The following is an 18,568-nucleotide window of genomic DNA, read 5'->3' on the forward strand; positions in this document are numbered from 1 at the left end:
ATGAACAACTTCAAATTTTTTAATGTAAACCGTATTTACAATGAATTATTCTATCAATTCCCAAAAGTACTTATTGCTAGCGATAAGTACAAAAAAATGTCAGATTCTACAAAAATTGCATACATGCTTTTAAAAGCACGTCTGGAATTTGCTGTTCAAAAAAATCAAGTAGATGAAAATGGAAATGTATATTTTACATTTACTATTAGTGAATTAGGAGAAGTGCTTGATTGCGGTAAACAGAAAGTCTTAGCTATAAAATCACAATTAGAAGAATACGGATTACTTTATCAAAAACAAATGGGTTTTAATAAAACACTAGGTAAGAACAATCCTAATAGACTTTATCTAGCGGAACTTGAAGTAACAGAAAACGATATTTATCAATTGCAATCATTCGATGATACTATGCAGGAAAACGTTGATAAATCAGAGGGTATGAAAATCATACCCACCCCCCAAGAGAAAACAAACGCTGAATCCCTTGGTAATCAAGAGGGTATGAAAATCATACCCTGTCAAAACGTTGATAAATCAGAGGGTATGAAAATCAGTACAGTATTTAATAATCTAAATACAGATACAATAGATACAATAGATACTGAAAAAGAACGATTGCAACAACAATTATTGCTTGATCAATTTTCAGAAGTTCAAGAGCATACATTTCTTAGCAAAGATAGCTTAAAATTTATTGCTGCCTTCTCTAATACTATTCAAGAAGCCCATGAAATGGTTGGAACAATTATTCGTGCTAAAACTAAAGTAGAAAAAGAATACAATCTCGTTCTAATTGGTGAAGATTATCAAGAAGAAATAGACAAATGCTTGCGACGAGTGATGCATAAAATCAAGACGGATTCTACTGTTAAAAGTCCTAAAGGCTTATTTTACAAGTCTTTTTACAATTTATTTGTTGAATGTGCAATAGAGAAAAAAAGTAAATTGAACCAAAAAAGTAATTATAACGCACCAGGAGTAATCACTCATAACTGGGTTGAAACTCAATAAAGTAGCTGTTTAGTATGAATTTAAATTTATGGAGGAAATTATATGTCTTTTGAATCTGAAAATAAAAACGTAGAAAAAATAGTTGTGTCTAATAAAACGTATTATCTTGTCGGGACAAGTCACATTTCAGAGAATAGTGTTAAACTTGTTAAAGAGGTTATTTGTCTGTAATGCTATTTTTACCTTTTTTTATTCTGCATTTACTTTTCCGATATATTGGAATTTTAACATTGCTTACTAGTGGATTTACCACCACTTTATTATTGATTATTGCTCGAGTTTTGGCTTTTCTTTTTTTAATAATACCAATTGTGATCTTAGCAACAGAAGAACTTAGAATCGAATGGGCAAGTTGGGTTGGTTGGCTTTTATTTGGATTACTTGTTCTGCTTTTTCATTATCTAGCTGCCTTGAATGAAGAATTAGGAGGCTGGTTTTTAGATTTTTCTGATTGGTTAAGAAAGGTTCCTAGCAAACTGTGGGCTGAATAATTGATCCTATGCTAAAACGCCTTAACTTAAAAAAGCCAAGGCGTTTTATGGTATAATATACGAGATAGTAAAGGTTTATGACGGTGGCTAATCTCTGAAAAAGGGGTGATTGCCTATGTTGATTTTTGGCTATACTCCTAGAAAGGACTAGCTTTGACTATTTTTGAAGCGTTAATGTTTGCGATTACTTTTGCGACATTAATTCTAAAAATTAGTGATAAAAACAACAAAAAATAACCGTCAACTTTAGCCGAGTTTGGTTATTTTTTGTAAAAATATTTAACTATCGGTCACCGTCTTAAACGGTGCTATCATGAGGGCGTATTACTAGTACGTCCTCTTTACATGTTTATTATAACACATTCTCTACAAGAAGAAAGGCGGAAGCCTTTCTTTTTTTGATTTCTAATCAAGAAGATACTCGCTAAAAGCGAGTATCAGGTTTGTCTTATATTATGATGATAAGGCGTGCTGTAAATTATCTTGCCATTGTCTGACTGCTTGTTTTATCTTTTCTGGTACTTTCTGACGGTTACATTTTCCTTGTATTTGTATAACCTGTTGATTTCGATATTCTAATGTGAAGTAAGGCATATCTGGCTTTTCTTTTCTTCGGATAAAAACAATCGTTGTTTTTCCTTGTGTATGTCGTTCGATATAATGTTGACTGCCCACACAATGGCGTAGAATACTTCCTTCTTGAATGATTTCTTGTAATGAATGTGGTGTGAGAAAAAGCAAGTCGTCAATTTCAGCTTCTAACGCTTTAATTTGGTTTTTCCGTTCTTGATACTGCTTTTCTTCAATCTCACTTTTCAAAAGGTTTAGCGTGTTCATAGCGTTATCGTGAGCCACTTGTAAGTTTTCAGGATACAATACACTATCGTTATTAAGTGGGGTGTTCAACTCTTCTAACATGTGTAAATAGTCCATATAGTAGTCAAAACGTTCCCCTTTTCGCATAAACCATTTTTGAAACTTGGTTAAATTCACCTCTTTCGGTAATTGCTTGATTTGCGAATAATGTACGTACTTTTCTATTTCGTTTATCATAGGCGCATTTCGTTCTTTTAACGTTTTTTCTAACATGAATTCATGAAAGGTTGGATTGCTTGTTTTTAATTTTTGCTTATTCGCTTTTAGCCATTTCTTAGTAATTACTCTCATATCTGCTTTATGAAAATACAGTCCAAAAACGTTGCGATAGTCGTCAAAAATGATTTCATTCGCAAGAGTTGTTGCGCCTATCTTTTGTAAAAACTCAATTTCGTTTCGGTATTTATAAATATGTGCCAGTTCATGGCGCTCTATTTCAGGTAACTGTAAGTACTTTAATTCCGATACAGTGGTTAGTTTTTCTTGCCAGTTATTTGGATAGAATACTGTATTTGTATAAGCACTACTCATAAAACCATAATTTGACAACAAGCCCTCATACCAGTCGCCATGGTTGTAATGGGCTTTGAGGTGGGTATCGTTTGAAAAACGCTCAAAGTTTGACTGTTCATAAATAAGCGTTTCTTTACCGTCCTTTATCGTGTGCCAATAGCTATACGTTTGAATTTCTATTCGTTTTTTACTGATAAGGATAATACCGAATGAATAAAATTTTGTAGGATAAGAGAGCCTTGAGGCCTTTGTTAATCGCTTTTTGATAATCGGACAATTCTTGCGAGAACTCGCAAGAATTGTCTCCTTTTTATTTTTCCATTGATACGTAGGTATTTGTGACGTACACCAATCAAAAAAGGCTTTCGGTGGGGTTAATGGTTTTTGTATTTTTTTATCAATACTCATTACAACTCGAACAATTTAATTTGTTCGTCCACCTCTTTTCTTTGAGGTTTAGGCTCTTCTTTTTTGTTCGATTTCTTTTTGGCAGTCGTCACTACCTTGCCGATGGCTTTCATTTCGGGTAGTTTTTCAAGTATGAAATATTCCTTTATCCAATCAAATGCCACCTCGTCTGTGACCATTACCATAGCATTTGGTCGTTTTTCGGCTTGTTCTTGGGCTTTTCCCATGCAATAAGTGACAGAGCCTTTTATGGTTCTATCTTCCTTTAGAATACCTTGAAAAAGGGATTCATCATTTTGTTTGCATAGCCAATTATGGATATATTCGACTGTATCGTCATGCTCGGTTTCTAGTTCTTTTAGCATTTTTTCGAGTGCTTGTTCTTGTGCAGTCAATGTACTTGTTAGGAAAAAGCGTTCATAAGAAAGTTTGTCACTAATTACTAGCCACTTGTATTTATTCCCTTGGTCTATTGTTTCGTCAATTGTTAGATAAAGGGAAGAATAGTTGCCGTCTGGGTTTTTAATCGCAATGGTGGCTTGTTCTGGTAGCTTTTCAAGATAAGAAAGCAACGTCACGACTGGATAAAGAGCTACTTCATAATTAGGATAGAAACATAAAAACTGGAAGGTTTTTCCGTTTCTTTCAATACTTTCTTTTCTGAAAGCTACACTGATGTAGCCTTGTGTGTCGTCAAAAATAGTGGTTGCTAGATTTTGATTGTATTGTTTAAGTGCGTGTATCAATTCTTTTACGGTTTGTATATTTTGAAAGTCCATAACGTTCCCTCGTTTCTTTTGTTAGCCCAACCTCTTATTGATAAGAGGTTGGGGCAAATTCACTTGTCAAAGGTCTTGAGTTACGTTATACTTGAATTACAAATTTATTCAGGTATAACTACCAATTCTTTAGAAATCTTTTGTTCGCCGCAAAAGGTTTCTTTTTTTGTCTTTTTTTCGTGGAAATACTTTGATAATGGTTCAAAATCTTTCATATCTCCATTGCAATTCATGGTGCTTACTAGCCACTCTCCAGACTGACGTTGTGCATATAAATAGCCGTTGTTATCAGAGCCACGATAAGGTGTAAAGGTTACTTTCCCTTCAACGAGTTCCGTCCAACCGTCAATTCGGTCAAGGTCAGTTAGCGTTAAGTATTGTTGTTCTCTTATTTCTTCTAATGATTGTGCAAGATACATTTCTGTTTCTGGTCGAACATATAGACAAAACTCGTGCCAACCACAACAAGTTAGTTCCCGACAGCCGACATTGTCGTATTCGTAAAGTACGTTTTCTTTCACTCCTAAACAGGACAGGCCTTTTTTCTGATTGATAACTTTTTGAATTTTTTCAGGGTCTTGGTAATGTTCATATAAAACAGCGCCTACGCCCTCTATATAACCGTCCCAGTGACAATATATGCCTTGATACGTTCCGTCTGCTTGTTCTTTAAAAATTGCTGTTCGTGTTCCCATAAAAGCTCTCCTCTTTCGTTGTTTTAAATGATAAACTCTGTTGCTTCGTGATTATCTTCTGTCAAGATAATTTCTTGGTCGTAATACATGTTAGAAACCAATTCATGTGCCTGTTCTTCGCTTTCAGCAAATACAGAAACAGCTACCTCTAAGGTTTCAACAATTGTCACACAGTATTTTTTCTTTTTTTCTGACATATTTATACGTCCTTCCATTTAATGTGATTTAAAAAGAATGCTAACTGATTCAAACGATTATTGGCATTTTTCAGACAACCATAGTTTAGTAACAATGTAGGCGTATCATTTTCAAGAATGGCTTTATTTAACTTCTGATATTCTTTACGTGCCTGCTCTAGCTGATTTTTTAGCTGTGGGTCGTTCATTTTTACTACTTCCTTTCTGGTTTTGATTTTTGTTTTCGAGCAACCATTTTTGTCTGGCGTGAGGGAGGGAAGCTGTTCGCTTCTTTGGCTCATGCTAGGACGTGGGACACTATCCTCCTTTCGTTTTTAGATTTGATTGTTCATTTTCGCCAGTATGTTTCGGTCGGTTGCTGTGCCGAGAAAGAATCATAGACACCAAGAAAAGACAAGGGCGAACGGAGTGAGTTCATATACCCTTGTCTTTTCGACTGGCTATGATACTGTAACAAACAGCGACTGACCGGGACATACGACAATGAGCGGTCATAAAACGATTGAGAGGACACACGTCCGTAAAAGCATGAGCCAAAGAGGCGAAATTTTAATGCACTTAAAAGAACTAGACGCAAAGCGGCTAGTTCTCAGACTGTAGACAAAAAGGAGTGGCTTAATTGCCAACTCCTTTTTGTTAGTTTTTGTATAAATTTGAAATAAAAAGCCATAGGCTTTTTTATTTTCCATAGCCATGTGGCTAGTTTTTTTAAATTCATAGCAGCAAACGTAAGCATCGTGTGCGCAGCGACTTTTTCAAGACCTCGATATTTCGTCCAGCGCATACCATGCTTTTCTTTTGCATCTGCAAATATTCGTTCAATGGTTTGTTTTCTCTTTTTGTAAATTTCTTTATTTAACGCCGTATGGCGTTGGTGTTCAAGTTCATCCATAAGATCAGCCCAAATATGCCGAGTTACAATTTTTTGATAGTTTGCACTCGAAGTACAGGTTTCAAGTAATGGACAACTCCTACAAAATTTTGGATTTGATTTATAGGTTCGATAGCCATCACGAGTGATAGTTGAAAATAACAACGGTTGATTATTAGGGCATAAATAACAGTCAAAATAGGCATCATAAACAAAGTCTTTTTTACGAAACATTCCTTTTACTCCATGAGGTGCAGTATATGGAAGAATCGGGTAGAGTTTCAAGTGTGACAGAAAATGAACAAATTTAGGCGTCTTATATCCTGCATCAGCGACAACACGCTTTATATTTGGAAAAGCTCTTTTCGACTGTTTAACCAGATCGATTGCGACTTGGCTGTCATGCACATTTCCTGGTGTGATTAGTGTAGATAAGATAAAACCGTTATCTTCGCAGGAAGTATGCGCAGAATAAGCAAATTGTTTTTCTCGTTCTCCTTTAACATAGTAGCCACTTTCTGGATCTGAATGACTAATTTTTTGAAGACTCAACTCACTTTCTGTGTCCCATGTAAAAGGACGTTTTCCTACAGCAATACGTTCTTTATTTATTTCATCTTCTAATTCATCTTGATAAGCTTTAGCTTGACCGTAGGTCATTTCTTTTGTGAACTTATGTTTATTGGCATTTGCTTTGATATGAGTAGAATCAATATAAAGGTTGTCTTCCGTAACGAAGCCAGCTTTGACAGCTTGTTCTAAAATATGAGAGAAAATATCCTCAAATAAAGTTGTTTCTCTAAATCTTCGAACATAGTTTTTACCAAAAGTAGAGAAATGTGGGATAGGATCCTCGAATGAATATCCTAAAAACCAACGATAAGCAACATTTGTTTCAACATCTTTAATTGTCTGTCTCATCGAACGGATACCAAATAAATATTGGATAAATACTAATTTAATTAAGATCACTGGATCAATACTGGGACGACCATAGGTCGAATACGTGGATTCTACAATGGGATAAATAAAATCAAACTGAATCGCAGCATCAATCTTTCGTACCAAATGATCTTTTGGTACAAGATCATCAATTGTTAACATAGCAAATTGATTTCTACCTTCAATCGATTGTTTTCTCATCATTAGAATCACTCCCAAAATAGTTTATACAATCAGTATAAAACAAAAAAACTGCAAACAACACTCAAAATTTGGAAGTTTGTCTACAGTCTGAGAACTAGACGCAAAGCGGCTAGTTCTTTCTTTTGTTTTGCCTTGCTTTAGCAAGGCATTTCTTTCGAGCGGCGGTGGCGGTTGGAGCGAGATAGAAATAAACACTAATAAGATTAAAAAATCTATAAAAATTGGAAGGAGATTTTTCAATGAAACAACGGAAACAAAAACAAGTGAAACATTTGATACAGTGCCTGATTCCATTAGTGTTGTTAAGTTTCGGCATAGAAAATAGACACACCCTTACTGATTTACTGGTCCAAAATCAAGAAACATTATTCACTGGTACAACCGAAAAACAATCTCAATATAATAACCATGTAAGTGAAACAAATAAAATTGTTCCTGGCTATGATCAGCACCAATATAATCAATTAGCTAACCTAGACTTTCAAAGTGGCGGAAAAGCCGTTATAGAGGTCAATAACGGACAATCTAGTTTAGATATTGCCACGTGGAAAGAAAACAAAGTGATTTATGGAGACTTAGATTCCTTAAACCGGACAACATTTGTGACTGCCTACCTTGATAGGAAGAATTTAGGACGTTCTGAAGGACGAGAACGGCAAGTCTGGCAACCGACTGGTTGGCACCAAAAACAGATCGATGGAGATCAGATTGTGAATCGCGGACATTTACTTGCCTATACGTCCAGCTTTAACTTTGATATTGACGGAAACTTTAAGATAGGTGAAAATGGAAGCCAAGACAATCCCAAAAACCTGGCAACACAAACTGCTTTTTCCAATCAAAAAGTGCAGATGCACTATGAGAAACTAGTCAGAGATGCACAAAAGCTTAAGGGGAACAAAGTCATTTATCAGATCATGACAGTTTTTCGTGGAAAGGAATTAATGCCTCGAGGGTATTGGTTACAAGCGATTGACAGTGCGGGTACACTGAATTTCAATGTTTATGAATATAATGTGCAGCCAAACGTCGTGTTCAATTATGAAGAGGGTACAAGCCAAATCGATAGAACAATGAAAGTGAGGGAGTAGCAATGACCAAAGAAGAAAAAATAATATTGATTGTACGTAATAGTGACTTTACGTATGAAGAATTAGAAAAGCTTCCAATGTCTAGTATCGATAGTATTTATAAAGCGCATGTTCTTGAAAAAAATGGAGGATAGGAGTGACATAGTGACAAATAAAGTGGAAAAGAGAGATATTTTAATTCTCAGTAGTTTTGTTTTTGTGGTAATGTTAATTTACAATTTTGGTATTAAACAAATGGAATTTGGGGACGATGCGTTTTTCTTAAAGCAGTTTACACATGATTTTCAAAGTAACTATTATGAATTTTTGAAGTTTAGGTACAATGAATGGACGTCTCGATTAGTGATTGAAATAGCTCTAACACAAGCGGTACAACACGTATTTTTGTGGAGAGTTTTAAATGCTATAGCAATGTCTATAGTGGCAATTGTCCCTGCACTACTGTTTAACTCAGATAATAGTCGAAGAGGATTAATTATAGGTACTGGCATGTCATTATTAATTCCTGCTTCGATGATAAATAATGCAGGATGGATAGCAACAACAACAAATTATGTTTGGGTCATGGCAGCAGCGTTGTTAAGTATTTGGCCTATTATGAACTATATAAGAGGAAAAAGTGTAAATTGGCTATCCTTTATTTTATCGTTGGTTTTCTTGATTTATGCTACAAACCAAGAACAAATGGTAGTTATTATGTTAGTTTCTTTATTAGTTTTGGCAGGTATTCTGTATTTATCTAAAATGAATATCTTGATAACTTTACCTCATATTGCTATTGTAATCGCTAGCTTTGTGTTTATTTTAACATGTAAGGGGAATGCGGCAAGAAACGTCCAAGAAACGAAACAATGGTTACCTAATTTTTCTAACTACAGTATTTTTGATAAGTTACAAATAGGGTATTCGTCAACTTTGAAAGCTTTATTTTTTGAGTGGTCTCCATTGATGTTAGCTTTTGTATTGCTAATTCTTACTGCTGGACTAGTAAAAAATGGGACATTAGTCAAAAAGATGATTAGTGGAATACCGCTATTGACGTATTTGATTTGTACAAGATTTAATACGATTATTGATCAAACTTATGATATAGCTTCAGGAAAAACATATATGTCACTAGTAGTTCTTCTTACTGGGTTGGTTTTTCTTTATGTAATAGGTATTTTTAGGGCAAGTAATAATCCCTTAGAATTTTTGGCAGTTACCTTTCTTCTTATTTTGGGTGTAGGAAGTCGCATTATGATGGGGTTCTCTCCTACCATATGGGTATCTGGATCAAGGACATACTATTTCACTTATGTTCTTATAATGATGTCAGGTGTCTATTTAATAAGTCAGCTACCTGAAAATAACCAAAGTAGAACCTTTAAAGTGTTATGTGGATATTTTTTGGTATTGGCTCTATTATTAATAATGGTGTATACAAAAATATTGTAAAATATTTTGCTAAACTTTCGACAGTTGTTGAAAGGCTAGTGTGCATACTGTAGAAAAATTACAAGTCACTTCAGATTTAACTATTATCTTACACTGAATGAATTGATCGTTCAGTTCTATGAATGATTATTTGTTAGAAATGAAAGGCTAAAATAAGTTATAACCTTAGAGACTGTCTCCCCCCAAGAGACAGTCTTATATATTGTTTAATAGATAATTACTTTACTAAAATAGGATAAATTAAATCAGAAATGTATACTTTGTAAGGAAAAAATCATAGCTGTTTTAGGATATTATTTGCTATTTTATGTATTTGCCAATTACAATGGTATTGTAAATAAATACATAAAGTAGCATTAGTAGGTTTGGGGGGATATAGATTTGGAAAATATTTTTGATTTAAACAAGGGATTATCAAGAAGAAAATATTGGTATTATCAGTGTATACTGTTTGTGTTTGGATTAGGGATAGAAACTTTTTCAATGTTTGTATACAAAAAGTCTCTGATTGAAAACAATTATTTAAAATATTTCGTGATAAATGGTCCATTTGATTTTTATAATTTTCTTAGGATCGTGTTCTTTATAATGATTATTATAGGTTTTCTGTTCCAAGCAAGAAGGTTTGTTGATATTGGGTGGTCGAAATTTGTAGCTTTACTAAGTCTGTTACCGTTAGTTGGTATTATCACAACAGGGATTTGTTTATTTAAAAAGGGAAAAGACAATAAAACAGATAGCAGTCAAGTTTCTTGATTGCTATCTGTTTTATTTATTAAGAGTATTGTCTATTAAATGAATGACAAGAACTTGCATTGTAAGCAGCTTGAATCGCAGCTGACCATGAAAGTTTATGAAATGCTACTGCAGACCAAATTCCTTTCATAATACAAGCACCTTGTTTTGCTTTAGCTTGTTGATATTTATTCCATAAATGTTTAGGGACCTTACTTTTTGCAAAGTTGTCCCAATAACCATCGTCACTTTGTGCATATGCAGTAGTAGAGTTTACTCCTACGACACTAGAAAAAGGGATATTGACACCAGATACAACAACTGTACTTAGAAGCAGAGCACTAATAGCTTTGAAAACATTTCTTTTTAAAACTTTCAAACGGACTCCTCCTTTTGTGTTTAATATCACATAAAAAGTACCATGGTATGAAAACGTTGTCAACAGATAACATAAATTTGGATTAAAAAGTAATAGACACAACTTAGTATTAGAATGACTTAGTGAGTATGAGGCAAGCTGGTAGATATATTTTGTTAGTTGTCTAACGAAATATTTTTTTAAAGTACCAACAGAGTATATCCTGTTGGTTCTTGTTTTGGTTGTGAATATATTGAATTTGTAAAGGGGCAACAGAGTTGGGAAATAAAATTTTGAAACGGTGAGTATTTTTACGGTAATAAAGTTTCTCAATTTTTAAGATCATAAGATATTCACGGTTGTTGAAAAATACATTTATTGATAAACTTACCTTAATGAATCAACGATGAAGAACAAGTGATTAGTAGGAACAAGGTTATGGTAATATTTTAGCAAGTGGATTAAGTAAAGGAAGGCGAATGAGCTTATGTTTTTTTGAAAAAAAGAAAAATAGAAAAGTTACAAAGGTTATGTAATCAATATGAGTATGAACTTAATCAATTTAAATGTTGGAAAGAGCGACATAAGGTAAATAACACCAGAAGTGAAAAATATCCACTACCCTCTCCTGAAATTTTAGATAATGGAAATCATATTATAGTGGACGAGTTGGATTTACTTAATGGGATTATTATGGTGTTTAAACTTAAAAAGCCCGTTGAAAGATGGATGTTAGATTTAGGTTCTTCCTTACAATACAAAAATGATTGTGCTAAATGTATAGCCAGAATTAAATTAGGCCTGACTGTTGACAATTTTACTAAAATTGAAGGGCTAGGTGTAGATCATGCGTATAGAAAGAAAGGACTAGCAACTTATTTGCTAAACAGAACAATTATTTGGGGAAAAGAAAAAGGTATTTCAGGACTATATCTTACAGCATGCGCTTCTCCAATAAGTTATGAAAATTCGCTAACTCAAGATGAATTAGTTCAATTTTATAAAAATTTTGGATTTCAACAACGTTATGATGAGTATTCAGATGATTTGGTATATTACTACAACGATAAAAGAGATTTCCGATGGATTTAATAACCTATAATAGTTGCATGGATTAGAAAAAATTTAGAACGAACTGATGATCCGCGCTAACATGGAAAAGGCTTGACAGGAAATAGAAGCGATAAATGGCGTTATAGAATTGGAAACTATCGTATACTAGTTAATATTTGTGATTCCGAAATTGTGATACAAATATTTTTAATAAGTCATAAGAGTACCGTATATAGAAGATAATTTATTGTTAGTGATAGATATTCGAAAATAAAAAAAAGTATGAAAATAAAGGTCAGAAACTTTTAAGTTTTTGACCTACTTGTTTTTTCGTGCTATACTTGGAATTATCAAGTGTCAAAAACTTATGTTCAGAAAAGGTGAGGGAAAATTGGCCATTTATGGGTATTCACGAGTCAGTACCAGCAATCAAGATTACAAAACCCAAATTCGAAAATTGGAAGAAGCTGGAGCAGAAAAAATCTTCAGTGAAAAATACACAGGGACTAAAAAGAAGGAAGAAAAGAATTAGAAGAGCTGCTTTCAATTGTAAAAGCTGGCGATAAAGTTTTGGTGACAAAAATTGATCGATTGGCCAGAAGTATCGTTGATTTAAATTCAATTATTTCTACATTAAATCATGAAGGTGTGACTATTTCTTTTTTAGATGATCACTTAACGTTTGAACCTGATAAGAAGGACTCTATGCAAACATTGATGATGAACATGTTGGGAAGCTTTGCGCAATTTGAACGAGATTTAATCGTGACGCGAACCCAAGAAGGAAAACAATGGCATAGAGCAAATAATAAGAACTATCGAGAAGGACGCCCTAAAAGGGTTCTGAACGATAAATATAAACATGCACTAGAGTTAATGGAAACAAACAGCATGCGAGAAGTGGAAAAGAAAACAGATATTTCTTTATCTACTCTCAAACGAATAAAAAAACAAGCAAAGGAAGAACAGTTACTTAGTGAAAAAAAGACAAGGAGTAGTTATTATGGAAAATAGAGAAAAAATTATTCAGCTGTTGGAAAACCCTTTGGTTTCAGGGTACGGAATAGAAAAGATGTCAAACGGGAGACTCTATTCAGCAAACTTCCAAAGATATAAAAATCGAGTAAAGAAAGAAGAGAACCCATTTATTATTTTTGAAAGTATGACTGAAAGGGTTGAAAATGTATTTCTAGAATTAGCTGAAGAAGTCATACGAACGAATCCTAAAACAAAACAAGAATTCAAGGAAATGATTTATGAATATACTTATCAGGAGGATAACAAATGGTAGTTCGAAAAACATATGATCATTGGGGGATCGAAATCAGCACATGGAACAAAAGTAATATTGTTACTTTTGTTGATTGTGATTGCGGGCAATTAGCTAAAAGAGAACTAAGAAAGCATAATCAATTTAAATGTGAAGGCTGCAAAAAAGAATACAAATTGTATCAAGGAAACTATGTCGCAATTGATGAAAAAACAAATGAAGTAGTTAAAAACGATTGAAAAAATAAAGGAAATCTTTAATTGAGTGCTTACAATAATTTAAAAACGTGTATGAGGAATTTATTGCGTATGAACGTTGGTAGAGTTCAACGTATTGTATATGGTATAATAAGCAAGTAGAAAGTTTATGGCGATTGGCTAAACCCAAAAGAAATGGGGTGATGCCTATGTTGATTTTTGGCTTTACTCCTGGAAAGGAAATTATGGTTCAGTTGTAAGTACCAAAAATTTGTAAAAACCTACTCGAAAAACAAGAATTAAAAAAACAGGAATGCTGGTAAATAAGCATTCCTGTTTTTTTATTTTGATAAAAATATAAGATTTTAGAAATAAATTTTAAACTTGTAACAAACCCGAATTATTTTCTGTCTTTTTTCTTGTAAGAATATAAAACAAGAAGTTTTTATACATTTAGAATCATTTTAAACATGGGAATATATTAATTATTGAAAATATACTACAATATTTCACATTAACATTATAATACTATTAGAATATAAACACAAGAACAACTATCATTATTACTATTTATTCGTAAATCTCTCGAGTATACTTAATAGAGATAGCTCAAAAAGTTAAAATTAAGATATCTAATAGTATTTTAGTTTCTTTTACCCGTCAAATTAAGCCGTCAACAAGTAGAAAGGATGAAGTTATTTTATGCCACGAACTGGAGAAAATATTTATAAACGAAAAGATGGTCGCTGGGAGGGCCGTTATCCAATTGGTCGACGTCCCAATGGACGATTGCATTATGGGTACATTTACGGTAGAACATTAAGTGAAGTGAGAAATCATTTAATTCCTTTGCGGAAAAAGGTCGCTAGGATGAACCATTATAAAAGGGTTGGCTCATTGTCTTATAAAGTATGGTGTAGAGAATGGCTACTGAACATTCAAGGAATAGTCAAAGACTCTACTTTTTCTAGCTACAGTTATAAACTAAAAAAGTATTTATTACCTTCTTTAGGGGACCTACCTTTACACGAAATTTCAGCTACAAAAGTACAGCAATTAGTCAGTCAATTGGAAAAGCAATCTCTCTCCCCAGCAAGTATTAAAATAATGATAACACTTTTAAGTGAGACATTAAGAGTTGCGTATAAAAAGGAATTAATTGAAAAAAATCCTTGTTCAAATGTTGTCTTACCCAAAGTAAAGAGAAAAAAAGTGCATGCATTATCTTTACATGAGCAAAAAAGGTTAGAGAATACTATTGAAACCATTGCAACCCCTAGTTCTTTAGCAGTCATAGTTGCTATGCATACGGGGCTTAGAATTGGAGAGATTTCCGCGTTGAAATGGAATAATATACAATTTGATCGTCAACTTTTAATTGTTGAAAATACTTATCAGCGTTTACCACTCCCTAATGAAAATAAGACAATTTTAACTGAGGCTCCTGCTAAAAGTCAGGCTGCTCAAAGAGTAGTACCATTATCAAGAAAATTGATTCTATTATTAAAGGAACATGCAAAAAATAAACAGTCAACGTACGTTTTTTCTGTTAACAATAAGCCTTATGAACCGCGTTTATTATCCTATCACTTTCAGCGAATCTGTAAAAAAGCAGGCTTAGTAAATATTCATTTCCATCAGCTTCGTCATACATTTGCAACACGATGTTTAGAAAATGGTGCAGATATTTCTTCTGTTAGTGCGCTTCTAGGTCATTCTTCGACGCAAATGACACTAGATATTTACTCAGATTCTTTACTAGAACAAAGAATTTTTGCAATTCGTTGTATGGAGCGGGCAGTTTCTTAGAAACCCTTTTCAAAAATAAAAAAGGAAGTAATTGACAGGGATTTTTTTATTTTTAAAAAGGAAAGCGATTGCAAAAAAAGAGATTTCTTTTTTCATAATTAATGAGTAAAGAACTTCTGAAGAAGTTCTTTTTGTTATATAAAGACAAACAAATAATTAAGAATAGCCGTCAGTATATCCCGTCATATCAGTAAAAAGCTAATTTATCAAGTATTAAGAATAACTTCTTGTTTTATATTCTTACAAGAAAAAATATTTCTACATTATTTTATACAAAGTAAATGAATAAAATAAAAACTATGAGGTGTTTTAAAATGAAGAAAAAATCATTATTTTTAGGTGTTTTATTGTTAAGTTATTTTCAACCTTTGTATTCGGTTATTGCTTCCGAATCACCAACAAGTGGTTCTTCCTCTATTTTAAGTTCAAGTGAAAATCAAATATTAAAAACAAATAGTGATCCATTGTCAAATATCCATACTGTGGATACTAATAATACTACAACTGACCACGTAACTAATACAAAAAAAGATAATGAAGAAAGTATAAATGATGAGTCAAATTTAAATAAATCCGATAGTGAGTCTAAAGATAACCCTGAAAAAAGTATCGAAGAAAAAACACCTAATTCAGAAACTGTGTCTTCAACAACAGAGACATCTGCTAATTCTGATGAGACAAATAGTAAAGTAAATGAAAATCAGATGGTGAAGCCACCAGAAGAAGCACAAGTAAATAAGATGGCAGTTACAACAGGTACATGGGGAACTGCGCCTTATACTTGGGATGATTCAAGCGGGGTACTAACTATTGGAGCAGGAGATTTGCAACAAGTAGACCTTGCACCTTATAATAGTGGCTCCATTGACAAGGACAATATTAAAAAAATTATTTTTACGGGAAGAGTAATTGCTCCAGTTGATAGTTCTAATCTTTTTAGTTTATTTAATTTATCAAGTATTGACGGATTAACTAATCTTGATACTTCAAACGTGACAACCATGAATAGCATGTTTAGTTCAACAACTAAATTAACCAGTTTGGATCTTTCTAGTTTTAATACCTCAAACGTGACAACCATGAGTTATATGTTTAGTTCAACAGGTTTAATCAGTTTGAATCTTTCTAATTTTAATACTTCAAAAGTAACTGATATGTATTCGATGTTTTCTACATTAATTAATTTAACTAGTTTAGATCTTTCTAGTTTTAATACCTCAAACGTGACAAACATGGGTGACATGTTTTCTGGAGAATATTCTTCTACAAGTTTAACTAGTTTGAATCTTTCAAGTTTTAATAATTCAAAAGTAATGAATATGAATAGAATGTTTACTAACACTGTAAAACTCCAGTCGCTAACATTAGGAAAAAATTTCAAATTTTTAGTTAGTGGTGGTGGTAATCCCGATATCCCTACTATTACTCCAAATAATAAATATACTGGGTTGTGGAAAAATGTAGGAACAGGGACAGAAGATATTCCTAAAGGTGCTAATTTATGGAACTCATTAGATTTTCAAAAGTATTATAATGGAAACACCGATGCCGACACTTATGTATGGCAACAATTTAGTGCTCCAATCACAGTAAATTATGTAGATGAAAAAGGTAAAACAATTCTTACACCACAAATACTCAAAGGAATCAGTGGTGATACCTATGATGCAACGACTAATAAGTATAAACTAGATGTTGCAGGTTATACATTAGACACAAGTAAACTACCTAAAAATGGAACAGGAAGTTTCACAGATAAAGAGCAAACGGTCACCTATGTTTATAAAGCGAATACAGGAGGTGCTGCAGTCACCGTTAATTACGTAGATGAAAAGGGTAAAACGATTCTTACACCACAAATACTCAAAGGAAACATTGGTGATACCTATGATGCGACGACTAATAAGTATAAACTAGATGTTGCAGGTTATACATTAGACATAAGTAAACTTCCTAAAAATGGGACGGGAAGTTTTACAGATAAAGAGCAAACGGTGACTTATGTTTATAAAGCGAATGCAGAAGGCGCTGTAATCACCGTTAATTACGTAGATGAAAAGGGTAAGACGATTCATGATCCACAAATACTCAAAGGAAACATTGGTGATACCTATGATGCGACGACTAATAAGTATAAACTAGATGTTGCAGGTTATACATTAGACACAAGTAAACTACCTAAGAATGGGACAGGAAGTTTTACAGATAAAGAGCAAACGGTGACTTATGTTTATAAAGCGAATGCAGAAGGCGCTGTAATCACCGTTAATTACGTAGATGAAAAGGGTAAGACGATTCATGATCCACAAATACTCAAAGGAAACATTGGTGATACCTATGATGCGACGACTAATAAGTATAAACTAGATGTTGCAGGTTATACATTAGACACAAGTAAACTACCTAAGAATGGAACAGGAATTTTCACAGATAAAGAGCAAACGGTGACTTATGTTTATAAAGCGAATGCAGAAGGCGCTGTAATCACCGTTAATTACGTAGATGAAAAGGGTAAGACGATTCATGATCCACAAATACTCAAAGGAAACATTGGTGATACCTATGATGCGACGACTAATAAGTATAAACTAGATGTTGCAGGTTATACATTAGACACAAGTAAACTACCTAAGAATGGGACAGGAAGTTTTACAGATAAAGAGCAAACGGTGACTTATGTTTATAAAGCGAATGCAGAAGGCGCTGTAATCACCGTTAATTACGTAGATGAAAAGGGTAAGACGATTCATGATCCACAAATACTCAAAGGAAACATTGGTGATACCTATGATGCGACGACTAATAAGTATAAACTAGATGTTGCAGGTTATACATTAGACACAAGTAAACTACCTAAAAACGGGACAGGAAGTTTTACAGATAAAGAGCAAACGGTGACTTATGTCTATAAAAATAATAGTATTATTCCTAATTCAAAATCAAATAATCAAAATAAAGATGTCTTTACAAATTATGAAGGGAAAACTACTGTAAACAATAAGAAATATTTACCTCATACAGGGGAGGATAAGATAAGTGCTTTTGTTACATTAGTTTTAGGTTATTTCATATTAATAGGAACTACATTTATTTTAATTTATAAACGAAAAAAACAAAATAAAAAGTAAAATTTTTATAAAGTGATAAAAAAATTGGTTCTGTTGAAAAATTAATAAAAGAAGTATGATTGACTTACTAAAGCTTTGTTCAAGTTGGAATACCCAGTAAACCTTTTATTTCAGTACAGACGGAAAAGCCGAAAAGAATCCCTTCTTTTCGGCTTTTCTTGTATATTCCTCGAATGGCTTCCATCCCTTTAATCGTGGCTGAAGCCGTTCGAATATGTTGATAGAATTTATTTCGACGCTTAATTGGCCTATGATCTTGCTCAATCAAGTTATTGAGATATTTCACTGTTCGATGCTCTGTTTTCGTATATAGCGCAACTTTTTGTAGTGCCTTCAAGAAACTAGAAAAAGTTGGTCTATGGGGTCACTGGAACATTTATACAGAAATTAGCGGTAAGAAAAATAGCCTGAATTCTAAAAAACATTAGGTTTTGGAAATTAGTAAAACAAGTTTTAAAAGTTTGATATAACAATGTTTCATAGTTTCAAAAAGTCGTTGTAAA

18 protein-coding genes and 3 pseudogenes are annotated in these 18,568 nt (G+C 33.2%); 13 read left to right on the forward strand and 8 right to left on the reverse strand.

Annotated features, from left to right (window positions below):
* Positions 1-1,011: replication initiator protein A (locus IGI63_RS16415; RefSeq protein ID WP_429976368.1), on the forward strand; the 1,011-nt coding region annotated here is incomplete at its 5' end.
* Positions 1,012-1,181: 170 nt separating this feature from the next.
* Entirely contained in the window at positions 1,182-1,502 is a 321-nt protein-coding gene (locus IGI63_RS16420; RefSeq protein ID WP_429976369.1) for a PcfH protein, read from the forward strand.
* Positions 1,503-1,955: 453 nt separating this feature from the next.
* Here the strand turns inward: IGI63_RS16420 and IGI63_RS16425 are convergent, their stop codons facing one another.
* The 6 genes from IGI63_RS16425 to IGI63_RS16450 form a co-directional block, all read right to left on the reverse strand.
* Positions 1,956-3,299, reverse strand: coding sequence for a PcfJ domain-containing protein (locus tag IGI63_RS16425; RefSeq protein ID WP_429976370.1), 1,344 nt, complete (start codon positions 3,297-3,299; stop codon positions 1,956-1,958).
* A complete protein-coding gene (locus IGI63_RS16430; protein WP_010830131.1) occupies positions 3,299-4,078 on the reverse strand; it encodes a Cas9 inhibitor AcrIIA9 family protein in 780 nt (259 codons plus the stop codon). The genes IGI63_RS16425 and IGI63_RS16430 overlap by 1 nt, the downstream gene beginning before the upstream one ends.
* Positions 4,079-4,182: 104 nt before the next feature.
* Entirely contained in the window at positions 4,183-4,773 is a 591-nt protein-coding gene (locus IGI63_RS16435) for a hypothetical protein (protein WP_002360842.1), read from the reverse strand.
* 23 nt (positions 4,774-4,796) lie between these two features.
* A complete protein-coding gene (locus IGI63_RS16440) occupies positions 4,797-4,988 on the reverse strand; it encodes a DpnD/PcfM family protein (RefSeq protein ID WP_002386503.1) in 192 nt (63 codons plus the stop codon).
* Positions 4,973-5,158 carry a hypothetical protein gene (locus IGI63_RS16445; RefSeq protein ID WP_429976371.1) on the reverse strand — a complete coding sequence of 62 codons (186 nt, stop codon included), beginning with the start codon at positions 5,156-5,158 and terminating at the stop codon, positions 4,973-4,975. The genes IGI63_RS16440 and IGI63_RS16445 overlap by 16 nt, the downstream gene beginning before the upstream one ends.
* Positions 5,159-5,559: 401 nt before the next feature.
* A complete protein-coding gene (locus IGI63_RS16450; RefSeq protein ID WP_429975403.1) occupies positions 5,560-6,987 on the reverse strand; it encodes an IS1182 family transposase in 1,428 nt (475 codons plus the stop codon).
* Between the two features lie 239 nt (positions 6,988-7,226).
* Between IGI63_RS16450 and IGI63_RS16455 the strand changes: the two genes are divergently transcribed.
* From IGI63_RS16455 to IGI63_RS16470, 4 genes are all read left to right on the forward strand, one after another.
* Positions 7,227-8,078 carry a DNA/RNA non-specific endonuclease gene (locus tag IGI63_RS16455; RefSeq protein ID WP_029888124.1) on the forward strand — a complete coding sequence of 284 codons (852 nt, stop codon included), beginning with the start codon at positions 7,227-7,229 and terminating at the stop codon, positions 8,076-8,078.
* 2 nt (positions 8,079-8,080) lie between these two features.
* Positions 8,081-8,212, forward strand: a complete 132-nt coding sequence (locus IGI63_RS16460) for a hypothetical protein (RefSeq protein WP_000159353.1) — start codon at positions 8,081-8,083, stop codon at positions 8,210-8,212.
* Positions 8,202-9,515 carry a hypothetical protein gene (locus tag IGI63_RS16465; RefSeq protein ID WP_429976392.1) on the forward strand — a complete coding sequence of 438 codons (1,314 nt, stop codon included), beginning with the start codon at positions 8,202-8,204 and terminating at the stop codon, positions 9,513-9,515. The genes IGI63_RS16460 and IGI63_RS16465 overlap by 11 nt, the downstream gene beginning before the upstream one ends.
* A gap of 381 nt (positions 9,516-9,896) precedes the next feature.
* Positions 9,897-10,271, forward strand: coding sequence for a DUF805 domain-containing protein (locus IGI63_RS16470; RefSeq protein WP_010816301.1), 375 nt, complete (start codon positions 9,897-9,899; stop codon positions 10,269-10,271).
* A 19-nt stretch (positions 10,272-10,290) separates the two neighbouring features.
* Here IGI63_RS16470 and IGI63_RS16475 read toward each other — a convergent pair whose 3' ends face one another.
* Positions 10,291-10,629 carry a hypothetical protein gene (locus IGI63_RS16475; RefSeq protein WP_010714259.1) on the reverse strand — a complete coding sequence of 113 codons (339 nt, stop codon included), beginning with the start codon at positions 10,627-10,629 and terminating at the stop codon, positions 10,291-10,293.
* A 474-nt stretch (positions 10,630-11,103) separates the two neighbouring features.
* Here IGI63_RS16475 and IGI63_RS16480 point away from each other — a divergent pair, with 474 nt between their 5' ends.
* The 7 genes and pseudogenes from IGI63_RS16480 (at position 11,104) to IGI63_RS16510 (ending at position 18,065) form a co-directional block, all read left to right on the forward strand.
* Positions 11,104-11,700 (forward strand): GNAT family N-acetyltransferase, encoded by a 597-nt coding sequence (locus IGI63_RS16480; protein ID WP_429976372.1) that lies wholly within the window; start codon positions 11,104-11,106, stop codon positions 11,698-11,700.
* A 6-nt stretch (positions 11,701-11,706) separates the two neighbouring features.
* Positions 11,707-11,904: pseudogene (locus tag IGI63_RS16485) on the forward strand (type II toxin-antitoxin system RelE family toxin); the annotation flags it as partial.
* 124 nt (positions 11,905-12,028) lie between these two features.
* Positions 12,029-12,675: pseudogene (locus IGI63_RS16490) on the forward strand (recombinase family protein).
* Positions 12,665-12,952 carry a hypothetical protein gene (locus IGI63_RS16495; protein ID WP_429976373.1) on the forward strand — a complete coding sequence of 96 codons (288 nt, stop codon included), beginning with the start codon at positions 12,665-12,667 and terminating at the stop codon, positions 12,950-12,952. Before IGI63_RS16490 ends, IGI63_RS16495 begins: the two are co-directional and overlap by 11 nt.
* A complete protein-coding gene (locus IGI63_RS16500) occupies positions 12,946-13,170 on the forward strand; it encodes a hypothetical protein (protein ID WP_429976216.1) in 225 nt (74 codons plus the stop codon). The genes IGI63_RS16495 and IGI63_RS16500 overlap by 7 nt, the downstream gene beginning before the upstream one ends.
* 660 nt (positions 13,171-13,830) lie before the next feature.
* A complete protein-coding gene (locus tag IGI63_RS16505; RefSeq protein WP_429976374.1) occupies positions 13,831-14,937 on the forward strand; it encodes a tyrosine-type recombinase/integrase in 1,107 nt (368 codons plus the stop codon).
* 314 nt (positions 14,938-15,251) lie between these two features.
* A complete protein-coding gene (locus IGI63_RS16510; RefSeq protein WP_429976375.1) occupies positions 15,252-18,065 on the forward strand; it encodes a MucBP domain-containing protein in 2,814 nt (937 codons plus the stop codon).
* Positions 18,066-18,144: 79 nt separating this feature from the next.
* Here the strand turns inward: IGI63_RS16510 and IGI63_RS16515 are convergent.
* Positions 18,145-18,411 (reverse strand): annotated as a pseudogene (locus tag IGI63_RS16515) (DDE-type integrase/transposase/recombinase); the annotation flags it as partial.
* Positions 18,412-18,568: the final 157 nt, after the last annotated feature.

Source organism: Enterococcus sp. DIV0086, from assembly GCF_050498705.1.
Lineage (GTDB): Bacteria > Bacillota > Bacilli > Lactobacillales > Enterococcaceae > Enterococcus > Enterococcus faecalis.